Origin of the sequence: Kribbella sp. NPDC051770 (genome assembly GCF_040681455.1) — a bacterium.
In the GTDB taxonomy this organism is placed as follows: domain Bacteria; phylum Actinomycetota; class Actinomycetes; order Propionibacteriales; family Kribbellaceae; genus Kribbella.
In genome coordinates, this window is sequence record NZ_JBFAYT010000006.1 from 121,497 (window position 1) to 133,241 (window position 11,745).

Sequence of the window (11,745 nt, forward strand, 5' to 3'; positions counted from 1 at the left end):
GAGCAAGACGCCGGTCGTGCCGCACAGGGACGCCGGTCGCCAGTGAGGTGGTGACCGACGCCCGGCACGGCCGGCGTTTTCTTGTCCCGGTGGTACCGGTGCGACTGGGGACCGATACCACCGGGCCAAGCCCGGGCCCGAAAACCAGGAGCCGATCGCGGCCCGGCCGGGCAAGCTGAGCTCATGACGACCAGCATCCGGACCGTGCGCACCGACGCCGACCACGAGGCCTGGCGGGCGGTGCGGATCGCGATCATGCCGTACGAGCGCTGCCCGAGCGTCGCGGAGCTCCGGGCCGTCGACCATCCCGGCCGGCTGATGCTGCTCGCCGAGCTCGACGGCGAGGTCGTCGGCAGCGGTGTGGCGGACCGCTCGGGCGACCGGGAGCGCGAGGCCCTGTCGGCGCTGGTGCTGCCGGAGTTCCGGCGGCGTGGAGTGGGTACGGCGGTGCTCCGGGTGCTGGCCGAGCATGCCGTTGCCCAGGGCTACGACATGGCCGGGGCGAGCGTCGACGAGGAGGAGTCGCTGCGGTTCACCGAGCGGTTCGGCTTCGTCGAGTCGAACCGGCAGGTCGAGCAGCTGCGCAAGATCGGCGCCGAGCCCTGGCCGGAGCTGCCCGCGGCGTACGAGATCGTGTCGGTCGCCGAGCGCCCGGAGCTGTGGCTGAAGGCGTACCACGAGGTCGCGCTGCCGACCTTCCCGGACATGGACCACCCGTCCGCGCTGAAGGTCTCGCTCGAGGACTGGGAGCAGGAGTGGATCAACGACCCGGCCGCGATGTTCGTCGCCGTCGCGGGTGAGCAGGTGATCGGCGTCGCCGGGCTGATGCTCGACACCGACAAGCCCGAGCGCGCCGAGGTCGCCTACACCGCCGTCCGCCGGGAGTGGCGCGGCCAGGGCGTCGCCGCGACGCTGAAGCGCACCAGCATGGCGTGGGCCGCCGGGCACGGGATCACGGAGATCTACACCTGGACCCAGCGCGGCAACCACGCCATGCGGCGCCTCAACGAGCAGCTCGGCTTCGGCTACGGGCTGGTCAGCGTCTCGCTGCGTGCCCCGCTGCCGCTGGCCGGGCTCACGCCAGCTCCAGCTCCGTGATCGGGCGCTGCGGCAGTTCGCCGTACGTCGTACTGCGCTGACGCGCCGGGCGCCCGGCGGCCGTCGCCATCGCGGTGAGCTCCTCGATCGACTTCCGCGAGCCGTGCTTGGAGCCGGCCATCCGGCTGATCGTCTCCTCCATCAGCGTGCCGCCGATGTCGTTGACGCCACCGTTCAGGACCGCGACGCAGCCCTCGGTGCCGAGCTTCACCCAGGAGCACTGGATGTTGTCGATCCGGCCGTGCAGCATGATCCGCGCCATCGCGTGCACCGCGCGGTTCTCGTCGTACGTCGGACCCGGGCGCGCGACGCCGGCCAGGTAGATCGGCGAGTTGGTGTGGATGAACGGCAGCAGCACGAACTCGGTGAACCCGCCGGTCTGGTCCTGCACCGAAGCGATCGTGCGCAGGTGCTGCACCCAGTGGTGCGGGGAGTCGACGTGGCCGTACATCATCGTCGACGACGACGGCAGCCCGACCTTGTGCGCGGTCGAGATGACCTCGATCCAGCTGGCGGTCGGCAGCTTGCCCTTGGTCAGGATCCAGCGCACGTCGTCGTCGAGGATCTCGGCCGCGGTGCCCGGGATGCTGTCCAGCCCGGCCTCCTTGACCGAGATCAGGAACTCCTCGATCGACAGCCCGGTGCGCACCGAGCCGTTCACGATCTCCATCGGCGAGTAGGCGTGGACGTGCATCTGCGGGACCCGGTCCTTGACCGCGCGGACCAGGTCCGCGTACGCCGTACCGGGCAGGTCGGGGTGGATGCCGCCCTGCATGCAGACCTCGGTGGCGCCGATCACCCAGGCCTCCTCGGCGCGCTGGGCGACCTCGTCCATCGACAGCGAGTACGCGTCGGCGTCGGTCCGGCGCTGGGCGAACGCGCAGAACCGGCAGCCGGTGTAGCAGACGTTGGTGAAGTTGATGTTCCGGTTCACCACGTAGGTGACGTCGTCGCCGACCACGGCCTTGCGCAGGTCGTCGGCGATCTTGGCCAGCTGGTCGAGCGCCGGGCCGGTCGCGGTCATCAGCGTGAGCGCCTGGCTGTCGGACAGCCCGGCCGGGTCGCGCTCGGCCGCCGCGAGGGCTTCCTTGACGTCCCCGTCGATCCGCTCCGGCGCGGCTCGGCCCGCGACCTGCTCACGCAGCACGTTCCAGTCCCCGTACGCCGCGTCGAAGTCCGACCGCGTCTCGGTCCGCCGGCCCTCGGTGTCGATCGCCGTGTGCAGGTCGGTCCGTCCGACCGAGTCCCACCCGCCGTCCGGCTCCTGCCAGGGCAGGCCCTTCGGCATCGCGGCCTCGTTCGCCAGCCCGGTCGCCGGGTCGACCAGCGCCTCGACGTGGTTGATCAGCCGCGGGTCGAGCCACGGCTCGCGCAGGTACTCCGGGTGCGCGGTGAGCCGCTCGCGCAGCGTGAACCCGGCGTCGGCGGTCAGCTTGGCCAGGTCGTCCAGGTGCGGCCAGGGGCGCTCGGGGTTCACGTGGTCCGGCGTCAGCGGCGAGACGCCACCGAAGTCGTCGACGCCCGCGGCCAGCAGCAGCTTGGCCTCGTTCAGGTCGACCAGGTTCGGCGGCGCCTGGACGCGGGCGCGCGGGCCGAGCACGACCCGGGTGACCGCGATCGCGGCCAGCCACTCGTCCAGCGGGACGTCGGCGTCGTTGCGCATCGCGGTGTCCGGCTTCACCCGGAAGCCCTGGATGATGATCTCCTGCAGCCCGCCGTACTGGCGGCCGATCCGGCGCAGCGCGAAGATCGAGTCGGCGCGCTCCTCGATCGTCTCGCCGATCCCGATCAGCAGGCCGGTGGTGAACGGCACGTTCGAGCGGCCGGCGTCCTCGAGCACCCGCAGCCGGACCGACGGGTCCTTGTCGGGCGAGCCGAAGTGCGGCTGACCCTTCTCCTCGAACAGGCGGCGCGAGGTGGTCTCCAGCATCATGCCCATGCTCGGCGCGACCGGCTTCAGCCGCTGCAGGTCCTGCCAGGACATGACGCCCGGGTTCAGGTGCGGGAGCAGACCGGTCTCCTCCAGCACCCGGACGGCCATCGCGCGGACGTAGTCGAGGGTGCTGTCGTAGCCGGCCTCGTCGAGCCACTGCTTCGCGGCGTCCCAGCGCTCCTCGGGGGCGTCGCCGAGCGTGAACAGCGCCTCCTTGCAGCCGAGCGCGGCGCCCTGGCGAGCGATCTCGAGGACCTCGTCCGGGCTCAGGTACGGCGACTCGACGCGGCCCGGCGTGGTCGCGAACGTGCAGTAGTGGCAGCGGTCGCGGCAGAGCCGGGTCAGCGGGATGAAGACCTTCTTGGAGTACGTGACGATCCCGCTCCGGCCGGCGTCCTGCAGGCCCTGGTCGCGGACCCGGGCGGCGGTCGCCATCAGCGCGTCGAGCGCCTCGCCGGAGGCGGTCAGCAGCACCTCCACCTCGGCCTGGTCCAGGGTCTTGCCGTCGTCCGCGCGCTTGAGCGCCCGCCGCATCGCGGTGCTGAGAGGAGAGGTCACGGGATCCGAGCCTAGGCGCTCCGCGACCCCGGATCTCGCGAATCCCGGGCCGAAAAACAATCAGTACGTCTGTCTTGCTAGTTTGCTGTTCGTGCAGGTCAGCAAGGTAGTCGGCGGGCGTGCGGGGCGGTCGCGGGCGGGCAGCGACGGGCGCCGGGTGCGCGGTGCGCTGCGGCGCGAGGAACTGCTGCGCGCGACGCTCGCCCTGGTCGAGCGGGCCGGTGTCGCAGGTGTCGGCCACCGGGCGGTCGCGGCCGAGGCCGGTGTCTCGCTGGCCTCCACGACGTACCACTTCGCGACGCTCGACGACCTGCTGGTCGCGGCGCTGATCAGCGCCGCCGAGGATCTCACCGCCGAGCTGCACGAGCGGGCGACCGAGCTGGGCGCGCGTCCGGCCGACGAGCTGGCCCGGCTGGTCGAGCACCTGCTGGTCTACCGCCGCGGACGCACGCTGGCGGCGTACGAGCTGTACCTGCTGGCCGCCAGGCGGCCGGAGCTGCGGGAGGCGGCCGGGGCCTGGCTGCAGCCGCTGACGGAGATGGCGGGGACGTTCACCACCAATCGCCAGAAGGCGAGCCTGCTGGTCGCCGCGCTGGACGGTCTGCTGCTGCAGTCGCTGGTCAGTGCGAGGCCGTTCAACCAGGAGGACGTCGCTGCCCTGCTGGTGTACCTGAGGTAGCGCGCGCACTACCTGCGAACGGGTGCTGCGGCCCGGGCTCGACGCTGCCCGGACCGGTTGGCTGGGGGCATGCTGAGGATGTCGCTGGGGGCGTTGCGGGATCGGTGGCACCTGTTCGCGGGTGCTGTGGTGGCGGTGGCGTTCGGGGTCGGGCTGATCCAGTCGGCGCTGCAGGTGCTGGCTGCGACCGACGGACCGGTGCTGCCGCCGGGGCTGTCGGGTCAGGAGCGCGCGAAGATCCGCGAGGGGTACGCCGGAGCCGGCACGCTGCTGGGGATGTCGGTGATGCTCGCCGTCTTCCTGACCGTGTTCGTGGTCAGTACGACGTTCGGCTTCGCGGTGGTGCAGCGGCGCCGGGAGCTCGGCCTGCTCCGGCTGGTCGGCGCCCAGCGCGGCAGCCTCCGGCTCATGTTGTTGCTCGAAGCAACCTTGACCGGGCTGGCCGGGACGGTCCTCGGGGTGCTGCTCGGCCTGGTCGGCACCTGGGCGCAGTCCGCGCTGCTGATCAAGGTCGGCATCCTGCCGCCCTGGTTCGAGGCGCCGTGGCTGTGGGGACCGGTGTGGGTCGCCGCGCTCGTCGGCGTCGGTACGGCGGTGGTCGGCGCCTTCGCGGCGGCCTGGCGGGCGTCGCGCGTCCAGCCGCTGGAAGCGATCGGCGACCTGCCGCGGACGATGCCGGTGATGACCGGGTGGCGCTGGTTCTGGGGACTGTCGTCGGCCGCGGCCACGCTCCTGATGGTGGTCGCCGCACAGGCGTCGAGGGACTTCGTGGCGGGGTTGGTGATCGCGCTCGGCGTGATGATCAGCGGCTCGGTCGCGCTGAGCCAGCTCAGCCCGGTCGTCGTCCCGGTCGCCGGGCGCCTGCCGGCGATGTTGCTGCGCGGGCACGTCGTCACGGATCTCGCCCGCGCCGGCGTCCTGCACGCCGTACGGCGAAGTGCCGCGACCGCAGCGCCGCTGATCGTGCTGGTCGGGCTGCTCGCGGGGCTGTGGGGTGTGTTCGGGTCGCAGGCGAAGGCGGTGGGGGAGGAGCAGCGGCAGCTGATCTCGGCGGACCTGGTCGTCGAGGGATCGGTGCAGCCGGGTCCGGGGATCGCCGCGGTGTCGGAGCAGACGACGGTGCCGGTCGCGATCACCGGGAGGAAGCGGACGACGTACTCGGAGGCGATCGGGATCGACCCGGCCGGGTACCAGCGCACGCACGACCTGCGGCCGCGCCGCGGCTCGCTGGACAAGTTGTCGGGGGCAACGATCGCGATCGGGCCGGGGATGGCGGCCGAGGGGTACAAGCTGGGGCAGTCGGTCTCGGCCACGATCGGCGGCGAGCGGCGGGTGCTGAAGGTGGTCGCGATCATGCCGGAGACCCTGGATGTCACGGAGAACTTCTTCGTGCCGAAGGCGTTGACCGTCGGTTTGGGGGGTTCTACGGAGACGTTGGTGAGGGTGAATCCTGGTGCTGACCTGAAGGCGCTCACGGGTGAGTTGTCGGCGGCGGGAGAGGTGCGGACCGTGCGGGAGTGGGCCGAGGACAAGGCGGCCGTCGAGCTGCGCGACGACACCGGGATCTTCGCCGTCCTGATGGGACTGGCCGGGGTCTACGCGGCGGTGGCCGTGGTGAACGCCGTCGTGATGGCGGCGGCCGAACGGCGGCGGGAGTTCGCGTTGGCGCGGATGGCCGGGCTGACCCGGCGTCAGGTGGTCGGGGTCGCGACGGTCGAGTCGATCACGGTGGTCGTGGTCGGGGTGCTGCTCGGCGGCCTGGTCGCGGGAGCCGCGCTGGCGGGGGTGGGCGCGGGGACCGCGCAGCTGTTCGGGGTGGTGGTGGTCGCCGTACCGTGGACGCTGCTCGGGATCATCCTCGCGGGGGCGCTGGCCGTCGTCGGTGGGACGGCGGCGCTGACCGCCTGGACCACGACCCGGTTCAGCCCGGTCGTGGTCCTCGGCGGTCGGGAGTGAGGCTCAGGCGTCGGCGACGGTGAGCGCTTCCGCCTCGCTCTTGGAGTGCGAGGACGGGATCCGCAGGTGGGCGAGCGGCTTCCAGCCGGTGGCCAGGGCGCCGACCGCGAGCACGACGGCGAAGGCGCCGACGTAGAACGGCAGCTGGACGTTGACCTCCTCGCCGAGCTTGCCGGCCAGCCACGGCGCGACCGCGCCGCCGGAGAACCGGACGAAGCTGTACGCCGCCGACGCAGTCCCGCGCTCGACCGGCGCGGCCCCCATCACGGCCTCGGTGATCAGCGTGTTGTTGACCCCGAGGAACAGCCCGGCCACGACCACGCCGACCGCGAGCACGTGCGGGTGGTGGGCGTAGGCGCCCATCACGGCCAGGTCGGCGGCGAACAGCAGCAGCGACGCCATCACCACCGGGAGGGTGCCGAAGTGCTTCTGCAGCCAGGGCGCCGCGAATACCGAGGTGAGGGCCAGGCCGATGCCCCAGCCGAAGAAGATCAGGCCGATCTGCCGGGCTGACATCGCCAGCGGGAACGGCGTGAACGCCAGCAGCGTGAAGAAGCCGAAGTTGTAGAGCAGGGCAGTGACCGCGACTGTGGCCAGCGACCGGTGCCGCAGCGCCTTCAGCGGTTCGAGGATCGACGTACGCCGGGGAGCCGGCGGCGACGCGGGCAGCAGGAACGCGGTCGCGGCGAGCGCGATCGTCATCAGCACGGCGACGCCGAAGAACGGGCCGCGCCAGGAGATGGTGCCGAGCTCGCCACCGACCAGCGGGCCGGCAGCGATGCCGACGCCGAGCGCCGCCTCGTACAGGATGATCGCCTCGGCGACCGAGCCGGCCGCGGAGTTCACGATGGTGGCCAGCGCGGTGGCGATGAACAGGGCGTTGCCCAGACCCCAACCGGCCCGGAAGGCGACGATGGCGCCGATCGAGTTCGACAGGCCGGCCAGCGCGCTGAACACCACGATGATCGCGAGACCGATCAGCAGAGTGCGCTTCGCGCCGATCCGGCTGGAGACCGCGCCGGTGATCAGCATCGCGACACCGATCACGGCCATGTAGCTGGTGAACAGCAGCGACACCTGCGACGGGCTGGCGTGCAGCTGCTCGGCGATCGGCTTGAGGATCGGGTCCACCAGACCGATGCCCATGAAGGCGATCACACAGGCGAAGGCGACCGCCCAGACGGACTTGGGTTGCTTCAGGAAGGAGCTGCTGGTGCTGCTCACCGGGGGGTTTCCTCCACTGGTTCGAGGGTGAGGATCTTCTGCAGGACGGTGACCGCGGCCTCCAGCGTGGTGAGGTCGGCGGCGGGCAGCTGGACCAGCCGCTGGGCGATGGCCGCACCGGCCTCGTGCCGGGCCCGGTTCAGCTCGGCCAGACCGGCCTCGGTGAGGCTGATCAGGCTGGCCCGGGAGTCGGCCGGGTCGGGCTCGCGCCGGACCCACCCGCTCTCCTCCTGGCGCTGCACCAGCGTCGACATCGTCGGCTGCGAGCAGCGGTCGGCCTTGGCGAGCTCGCTGATCCGGGTCGGCCCGAGCTCGTCGAGCCGGCCCAGCAAGCGCATCGCCGCGTGCGGCAGGGCGCTGACGTCCCGGCTGGCCAGGCGGCTCAGGCGGGCCGAGGCCACCACTACGTCGACACCGAGCGTGGAGAGGTCTGTTGCGATCACGTCTCCCATATTACATAGGAATACTATGTGTTTCCAGTGTAAGGTTTGTGGCATCGTTTGCCTTACGAGTTCGATGACTTGGAGGCAGTCAGGTGGGCAATCTTCAAGAAAAAGTGGTTCTGATCACCGGTGCGGGCGGAGGGATCGGTTCCGCGACAGCCCGGACGGTGGTCGCCCAGGGCGGGCACGCGCTGATCCACGACCGCGCCGAGTCCGCGCTGGAGAGCCTCGCCGCGGAGCTCGGTGAGCAGGCGACGCCGCTGGTCGCCGACCTGACCGACCTGGCCGCGACCGGCCGGCTCTGGGACGACGCCTGGGCGGTCAAGGGGCGCATCGACGTACTGGTCAACAACGCCGGTGCCTACCCGCCGGCTCCGCTGGACGCGTCGCTCGACGAGTGGCTGCGGGTCTGGGACTTCTCGCTCGACCTGCACCTCAAGGCGCCCGCGGTGCTCTGCCGCGCGGCGGTCGCGGCGTACTCGGCGCAGGACAGCGGCGGGATCATCGTGAACCTGGCGTCACGGGCGGCCTTCCGCGGTGAGGACCCGGAGTACTGGCACTACGCGGCGGCCAAGGCCGGAGTGGTCGCGATGACGCGCACGATCGCCCGCCAGTACGGGCGCGACGGCGTGACCGCGTTCGCGCTGGCGCCGGGGTATGTGGACACGGATTTGAACGAGCACTTCCGCGACACCGTCGGCGTCGCGGTCGCCGCCGAGCAGACCGGGCTGGGCGAGGTCGCGCAGCCGCAGGACGTCGCGAACATCATCGCGTTCCTGGCCACCGGGCTGGCCAAGCACGCGACCGGGACGACGATCGACGTGAACGGTGCTTCCTATGTCCGTTGACGTCGCCGCGGCCCGGATGAGTGCCGACCTGTACGTCGGCGGCGCCTGGGTCGCAGGCGAGGCCGGGGCTCTGGAGAACGTTGACCCAGGCAACGGTTGGGTCGTCGGGTCGGTCTCGCTGGCTTCGGCCGAGCAGGTCGAGCGGGCGGTCGTGGCGGCTTCCGATGCGTTCCCCGCGTGGTCGGCGTCGGCGGCGAGCGAGCGCGGCGGCATCCTGCGCCGGGCGGCGGACCTGCTCGCCGACCGGACCGAGGAGGCGGTCGCGACGATCCTGCTGGAGACCGGCAAGACCGAGGCGGACGCGCGCGGCGAGATCGGCCGCGCGGTCGAGACCCTGCGGTGGAACGGTGAGCAGGCCGGCCGCGTCCAGGCGACCACGTTCCCGGGGGTCGTCGCGGGCTCCCGCCGTACGTCGGTGCCCACGCCGCTCGGCGCGGTCGCGGTGATCACGGCCTGGAACTTCCCGGCGGTGCTCGCGACCCGCAAGCTCGGCGCCGCGCTCGCCGCCGGGTGCACGGTGGTGTTCAAGGCGGCGGAGTTCGCGCCGGCGACCGCGCGGCTCGTCGTGGAGCTGCTCGTCGAGGCCGGGCTCCCGGACGGCGTGGTGAACCTGGTCTTCGGTGATCCCCAGCAGGTGTCGGCGCAGCTCACGTCGTCCCAGCGCATCAAGGCGTTGTCGTTCACCGGCTCGACCGCGGTCGGGAAGGCGCTGGCCGCGCAGGCGGCGCCGCAGCTGATCCGCACGGTGCTGGAGCTGGGCGGTCACGCGCCGGTGCTGGTGATGGACGACGCGGACGTCGACCAGGTGATCGCGACGACCGCGGGCGCGAAGTTCGGGTCGGCCGGTCAGTCGTGCGTCGCGCCGTCGCGGTACTTCGTGCACGAGTCGCTGTACGACGAGCTCGTGGCCAGGCTGACCGCGCGGGCGGCGTCGTACGTGCTCGGGCACGGGACCGAGCCGGGCGTGACGCTCGGCGCGGTGGCTCACCAGGGTCGCGTGGATGGGCTGGTCCGGCTCGCGGAGGACGCCGTCGCGCACGGCGGGACCATCACCACCGGTGGTCGGCAGGTCGAGCGCGACGGGTTCTACTTCGCGCCGACGGTCGTCGCCGGGCTCGCGCTCGACGCGGGGGCCGCGATCCTGTCCGAGGAGCCGTTCGGTCCGATCGCGACCGTCTCGTCGTTCGGCGCGCTGGACGACGCGATCGTGGCCGCGAACGCGGCGCCGTACTCGTTCGCGGCGTACCTGTTCACCGACCGGCTGAGTGTGCGCGACCACGTCGTACGGCGGCTGAACGCGTCCAACCTCGGGATCAACCAGTTGGCGCCGTCGCTGCCCGACGCCCCGCTCGGCGGACTCGGGAACTCCGGCTACGGCTACGAGGGCGGTGTCGAGGGCATCCTGGCCTTCACCCAGTTGCGGCTGGTGTCCGAAACGGCTCTAGGGTTGGCCGGATGATCGCGGACAACAACTCGTCGCTGGCCCGGATCCGCGAGGTCGCCGCGGCGGCGCGGGAACCGTACGAGCTGGACGCCGTCGACCTGGCGCTGCTGAAGATCCTGGTCGAGGACTGCCGGACGTCGCAGCGGCAGATCGCCACCCAGCTGGGGGTCTCCGCCCCGACCGTCGGCGAGCGGATGGCCCGGCTGGAACGCAACGGCGTGATCACCGGGTTCAGCGCGCAGGTCGACTGGGCGGCGATCGGCTACGGGCAGGTCGTGTTCCTGTCCATCGAGGCGGCCGCCGGGTACGACGTGGCGACGATCATGACCGGGCTCTGGGAGCTGGCCGAGGTCGAGGACGTCACCCTGGTCACCGGCGACCTCGACCTGCTGATCCGGATGCGGGTCCGCGACTACGCCGAGCTGCGGACGATCCTGATGGAGGACGTCTGGCGAATCCCCGGCATCCAGCGCACCGCGACGCTGCTGTCGGTGGCCGAGATGCCGGCCAAGAACTTCGGGGCCGGGCTGCTCGGCAAGCTCTAGCAGCCCGCAACGCACTGAGCACCGGTCGAGGACCGGCGGTCAATCAGCCACCGGACTCAACCCGCCAACTGTCTTCAAGTACCGGCCACCGATCGAGGGTCGGTACTTGAAAGACGTCAGGCGACGACTGGTTCGAGTACCGAGGACGCCGGCCGACCGGTCAGGGCTTCTTCGCGACGCCGACCCAGAGGCTGCAGCTGACGTCGGTGAAGACGTTGCGCTCGGCGAGCTGCTCGGTCTCCTCGTCCGGGTGCCAGCGGAACGGGACCTCGACGCCCGGCTCGACCAGCTCCAGGCCGGTGAAGAACTGCTCGATCTCGGCCTTGCTGCGGACCTGCGCGTCGCCGCCGTCGGCCTTGTAGACCTGGATCGCCTGCTCCCACATGGCCGGCGCGAAGTCCGGCGTGCAGTGCGAGAAGATCAGGAACGAGCCCGAGGCCAGCGGCTCGAGCAGCTGCTGGACGAGCTCGTACGGCTTCTGGTCGTCGGTGATGTAGTGGAAGACCCCGACCAGGCTGAGCGCGACCGGCTTGCTCAGGTCGAGCAGCGAGCGCACCTCGTCGGACTCCAGGATCGCCTGCGGGTTCGTCACGTCGGCCTCGACGTACGCCGTCTCGCCCTCCGGTGCGCTGACCAGCAGGGCGCGCGAGTGCGAGAGCACGATCGGGTCGTTGTCGGCGTACACGACGTGTGCCTGCGGCACGATCGCCTGGACCACCTCGTGCAGGTTCGGGCTGGTCGGGATGCCGGTGCCGACGTCGAGGAACTGGGTGATGCCGCGCTCGGCGACGTACTTGGCGGCCCGGTGCATCCACATCCGGTTCGACTGCGCGGCGGTCCGGAACCCCGGGAACGCCTCCAGCAGGTGGTCGCCGGCCGTCCGGTCGATCGCGAAGTTCGACTTGCCGCCGAGGAAGTAGTCGTACACCCGGGCACTGTGCGGCACGCTCAGGTCGATCCGGTCGGCGTTCGCGCTTTCGTCCGGAAGGTCACTCATCGCTGCTCCTCGCGCTGTCC

At 71.5% G+C, this 11,745-nt stretch carries 10 protein-coding genes; 6 read left to right on the plus strand and 4 right to left on the minus strand.

Features of this window, described 5'->3' with window-relative positions; all coding sequences use genetic code 11:
• The first annotated feature begins 183 nt into the window (after nucleotides 1–183).
• Nucleotides 184–1,098: a GNAT family N-acetyltransferase gene (locus AB0M01_RS20915; protein ID WP_363671837.1), complete on the plus strand. Its 915-nt coding sequence runs from the start codon at nucleotides 184–186 to the stop codon at nucleotides 1,096–1,098.
• On the opposite strand, the gene AB0M01_RS20920 is transcribed toward AB0M01_RS20915, so the two are convergent.
• Nucleotides 1,076–3,589: a bifunctional FO biosynthesis protein CofGH gene (locus AB0M01_RS20920; RefSeq protein WP_363671839.1), complete on the minus strand. Its 2,514-nt coding sequence runs from the start codon at nucleotides 3,587–3,589 to the stop codon at nucleotides 1,076–1,078. The genes AB0M01_RS20915 and AB0M01_RS20920 overlap by 23 nt on opposite strands.
• Before the next feature lie 91 nt (nucleotides 3,590–3,680).
• Between AB0M01_RS20920 and AB0M01_RS20925 the strand changes: the two genes are divergently transcribed.
• Together AB0M01_RS20925 and AB0M01_RS20930 are read left to right on the plus strand one after the other, a co-directional pair.
• Nucleotides 3,681–4,268, plus strand: a complete 588-nt coding sequence (locus tag AB0M01_RS20925) for a TetR family transcriptional regulator (protein ID WP_363671842.1) — start codon at nucleotides 3,681–3,683, stop codon at nucleotides 4,266–4,268.
• 69 nt (nucleotides 4,269–4,337) lie between these two features.
• Nucleotides 4,338–6,224 carry an ABC transporter permease gene (locus tag AB0M01_RS20930; protein ID WP_363671844.1) on the plus strand — a complete coding sequence of 629 codons (1,887 nt, stop codon included), beginning with the start codon at nucleotides 4,338–4,340 and terminating at the stop codon, nucleotides 6,222–6,224.
• A gap of 3 nt (nucleotides 6,225–6,227) precedes the next feature.
• Here AB0M01_RS20930 and AB0M01_RS20935 read toward each other — a convergent pair whose 3' ends face one another.
• Together AB0M01_RS20935 and AB0M01_RS20940 are read right to left on the minus strand one after the other, a co-directional pair.
• Nucleotides 6,228–7,448 (minus strand): MFS transporter, encoded by a 1,221-nt coding sequence (locus tag AB0M01_RS20935; protein WP_363671846.1) that lies wholly within the window; start codon nucleotides 7,446–7,448, stop codon nucleotides 6,228–6,230.
• A complete protein-coding gene (locus AB0M01_RS20940) occupies nucleotides 7,445–7,891 on the minus strand; it encodes a MarR family transcriptional regulator (RefSeq protein ID WP_363671848.1) in 447 nt (148 codons plus the stop codon). Before AB0M01_RS20940 ends, AB0M01_RS20935 begins: the two co-directional genes overlap by 4 nt.
• A 113-nt stretch (nucleotides 7,892–8,004) precedes the next feature.
• Here AB0M01_RS20940 and AB0M01_RS20945 point away from each other — a divergent pair, with 113 nt between their 5' ends.
• From AB0M01_RS20945 to AB0M01_RS20955, 3 genes are read left to right on the plus strand one after another with little or no spacing between them, the layout of a single operon-like run.
• Entirely contained in the window at nucleotides 8,005–8,739 is a 735-nt protein-coding gene (locus AB0M01_RS20945) for an SDR family oxidoreductase (RefSeq protein ID WP_363671850.1), read from the plus strand.
• Nucleotides 8,729–10,198 (plus strand): aldehyde dehydrogenase family protein, encoded by a 1,470-nt coding sequence (locus AB0M01_RS20950; protein WP_363671852.1) that lies wholly within the window; start codon nucleotides 8,729–8,731, stop codon nucleotides 10,196–10,198. Before AB0M01_RS20945 ends, AB0M01_RS20950 begins: the two co-directional genes overlap by 11 nt.
• Nucleotides 10,195–10,728 carry an Lrp/AsnC family transcriptional regulator gene (locus AB0M01_RS20955; RefSeq protein WP_363671854.1) on the plus strand — a complete coding sequence of 178 codons (534 nt, stop codon included), beginning with the start codon at nucleotides 10,195–10,197 and terminating at the stop codon, nucleotides 10,726–10,728. The genes AB0M01_RS20950 and AB0M01_RS20955 overlap by 4 nt, the downstream gene beginning before the upstream one ends.
• A gap of 160 nt (nucleotides 10,729–10,888) precedes the next feature.
• On the opposite strand, the gene AB0M01_RS20960 is transcribed toward AB0M01_RS20955, so the two are convergent.
• On the minus strand, nucleotides 10,889–11,725 hold the full coding sequence (locus AB0M01_RS20960; protein ID WP_363671856.1) for an SAM-dependent methyltransferase: 837 nt from the start codon (nucleotides 11,723–11,725) through the stop codon (nucleotides 10,889–10,891).
• Between the last annotated feature and the right edge of the window lie 20 nt (nucleotides 11,726–11,745).

Excerpts from the sequence above, each read along its gene's own strand:
- AB0M01_RS20915 (WP_363671837.1), top strand. The coding sequence starts at position 184 with ATGACGACCAGCATCCGGACCGTGCGCACCGACGCCGACCACGAGGCC.
- AB0M01_RS20930 (WP_363671844.1), top strand. The coding sequence starts at position 4,338 with ATGCTGAGGATGTCGCTGGGGGCGTTGCGGGATCGGTGGCACCTGTTC.
- AB0M01_RS20950 (WP_363671852.1), top strand. The coding sequence starts at position 8,729 with ATGTCCGTTGACGTCGCCGCGGCCCGGATGAGTGCCGACCTGTACGTC.
- AB0M01_RS20955 (WP_363671854.1), top strand. The coding sequence starts at position 10,195 with ATGATCGCGGACAACAACTCGTCGCTGGCCCGGATCCGCGAGGTCGCC.
- AB0M01_RS20960 (WP_363671856.1), bottom strand. The coding sequence starts at position 11,725 with ATGAGTGACCTTCCGGACGAAAGCGCGAACGCCGACCGGATCGACCTG.